The 2,789-nt window shown below is 66.5% G+C and carries 1 protein-coding gene; it reads right to left on the bottom strand.

Features of this window, described 5'->3' with window-relative positions:
* A partial coding sequence (locus Q7V20_RS12530; protein ID WP_304791393.1) for an Ig-like domain-containing protein occupies positions 1-2,789 on the bottom strand: 2,789 nt, incomplete at both ends.

The raw sequence follows: 2,789 nt of genomic DNA, 5'->3' as shown, positions 1-2,789 counted from the left end.
GTCACGGTCTTGTTCGTGCCTGCGGGCGCGTCGTTGACTGCGGTGACATCGATCATCATGGTGCGCGGTGTGGCGTCCAGGTCCGCGCCACCATTGGCGGTGCCGCCGTTGTCTTGCACCTGGAAGGTGAAGCTGGCGTAGCCCGCGCCATTGGCGTTGGCAGCAGGCGTGAACCGCAGCAGGCCAGAGGCGATGTTGGCCGCCGAGATCACCTGGCCTGCCGTGACCGCCACGCCGTTCAAGGTCAAGCTGCCGGAGGCCGGCAAGGTCGTGATCCTCACGCCAGCCAAGGCGTTGGCGGGCGAGTCGTTCGGGTCGGTGAACCCGAAGTCGGCTGCTGTGAAGGTGTAGGCCGTGTCCTCGTTGGTGCTCACCATCTTGTCTGTGCCCACCGGTGTGTCGTTGACGGCCGTGACATCGACCGTCATGGTGCGGGGGGTGCCGTCCAGGTCCACGCCACCGTTGGCCGTGCCACCGTTGTCCTGCACCTGGAAGGAGAAGCTGGCGTTGCCCGCGCCATTGGCATGGACCGCTGGCGTGAACCTCAGCAGCCCCAAGGCGATGTCGGCGGCCGAGATCACCTGGCCTGCCGCGACCGCCACGCCGTTGAGCGTCAAGCTGCCCGAGCCCGGCAAGGTCGTGATCCGCACGCCTGCCAAGGTGTTGGCGGGCGAGTCATTCGGGTCGGTGAAGCCGAAGTCCGCCGCTGTGAAGGTGTAGGCCGTGTCTTCCAGCGTCGTGACCGTTTTGTCCGCGCCGAGGGGTGCGTCGTTGACTTCGATCACATCGACCGTCATGGTGCGGGGGGTGGCATCCAGGTCCACGCCGCCGTTGGCCGTGCCGCCGTTGTCCTGCACCTGGAAAGTGAAGCTGGCGTAGCCCGCACCGCTGACGTTGGCCGCTGGGGTGAACCGCAGCAGGCCCGACGCGATGTCGGCGGCCGAGATCACTTGACCGGCCGTCACCGCCACGCCGTTCAGGGTCAAGCTGCCCGCGCCTGGCAAGGTCGTGATCCGAACGCCCGACAAGGTGTTGGCCGGTGAATCGTTCGGGTCGGTGAAACCGAAGTCGGCTGCCGTGAAGGTGTAGGCCGTGTCCTCCAGCGTGCTGATGGTGGTGCTGGCGCCCACAGGCGCATCATTGACTGCGGTCACGTCCACGGTCATGGTGCGAGGCGTGGCGTCCAGGTCCACGCCACCGTTGGCCGTGCCACCATTGTCCTGCACCTGGAAGGTGAAGCTGGCATGGCCCGCGCCATTGGCGTTGGCCACTGGCGTGAACCTGAGCAGCCCCGAGGCGATGTTGGCGGCCGAGATCACTTGGCCGGCCGTGACCGCCACGCCGTTGAGTGTCAAGCTGCCCGCACCTGGCAAGGTCGTGATCCTCACGCCAGACAAAGTGTTGGCGGGTGAGTCGTTCGGGTCGGTGAAACCGAAGTCGGCCGCCGTGAAGGTGTAGGCCGTGTCTTCCGGCGTGGTCACCGTGTTGTTCGTGCCCCCAGGGGCGTCGTTCACCGCCGTGACGTTGACCGTCATGGTGCGCGGCGTGGCGTCCAGATCGACCCCGCCATTGGCCGTGCCGCCGTTGTCCTGCACCTGGAAGCTGAAGCTCGCATGGCCCGCGCCATTGGCATTGGCCGCAGGCAGGAACCGCAGCAGGCCCGAGGCGATGTTCGCCGCCGAGATGACCTGGCCTGCCGTGACCGCCACGCCATTCAGCGTCAAGCTGCCAGAAGCTGGCAAGGTCGTGATCCTCACGCCAGCCAAAGTGTTGGCGGGCGAGTCGTTGGGGTCGGTGAAACCGAAGTCGGCCGCCGTGAAGGTGTAGGCCGTGTCTTCCAGCGTCGTGATGGTGGTGCTGGCACCTACCGGGGCATCGTTGACGGCCGTGACGTTGACCGTCATGGTGCGCGGCGTGGCATCCAGGTCCACGCCACCATTGGCGGTGCCGCCGTTGTCTTGCACCTGGAAGGTGAAGCTGGCGTAGCCCGCGCCATTGGCGTTGGCTGCTGGCGTGAACCGCAGCAGGCCGGAGGCAATGTTGGCCGCAGAGATCACCTGGCCGGCCGTGACCGCCACGCCACTCAAAGTCAAGCTGCCCGAGGCGGGCAAGGTCGTGATCCGCACGCCTGCCAAGGTGTTGGCGGGTGAGTCGTTGGGATCGGTGAACCCGAAGTCGGCCGCCGTGAAGGTGTAGGCCGTGTCCTCGTTAGTCGTCACGGTCTTGTCCGCCCCCACAGGCGCGTCGTTCACCGCCGTGACGTTGACCGTCATGGTGTTGGCCGATGCATCCAGGTCGACGCCACCATGGGCCGTGCCGCCGTTGTCCTGCACCTGGAAGGTGAAGCTGGCATGGCCCGCGCCATTGGCATTGGCTGCAGGCGTGAACCGCAGCAGGCCGGAGGCGATGTTGGCCGCCGAGATGACTTGACCTGCGGTGACCGCCACGCCGTTCAAGGTCAAGCTGCCCGAGGCCGGCAAGGTCGTGATCCGCACACTCAGCAAAGTGTTGGCCGGCGAGTCGTTGGGGTCGGTGAAGCCGAAGTCAGACGCCGTGAAGGTGTAGGCCGTGTCCTCCAGCGTGGTCACCGTCTTGTCCGTGCCCGCCGGGGCATCGTTCACGGCCGTGACGTCAACCGTCATGGTATTGGCCGAGGCGTCCAGGTCCACACCACCGTTGGCCGTGCCACCGTTGTCCTGCACCTGGAAGGAGAAGCTGGCGTTGCCCGCGCCATTGGCATGGACCGCTGGCGTGAACCTCAGCAGCCCCAAGGCGATGTCGGCGGCCGA

The sequence above is a fragment of the Aquabacterium sp. genome (assembly GCF_030652515.1).
In the GTDB taxonomy this organism is placed as follows: Bacteria; Pseudomonadota; Gammaproteobacteria; order Burkholderiales; family Burkholderiaceae_C; genus Aquabacterium.
This window is presented reverse-complemented; position numbering and strand designations above follow the sequence as displayed.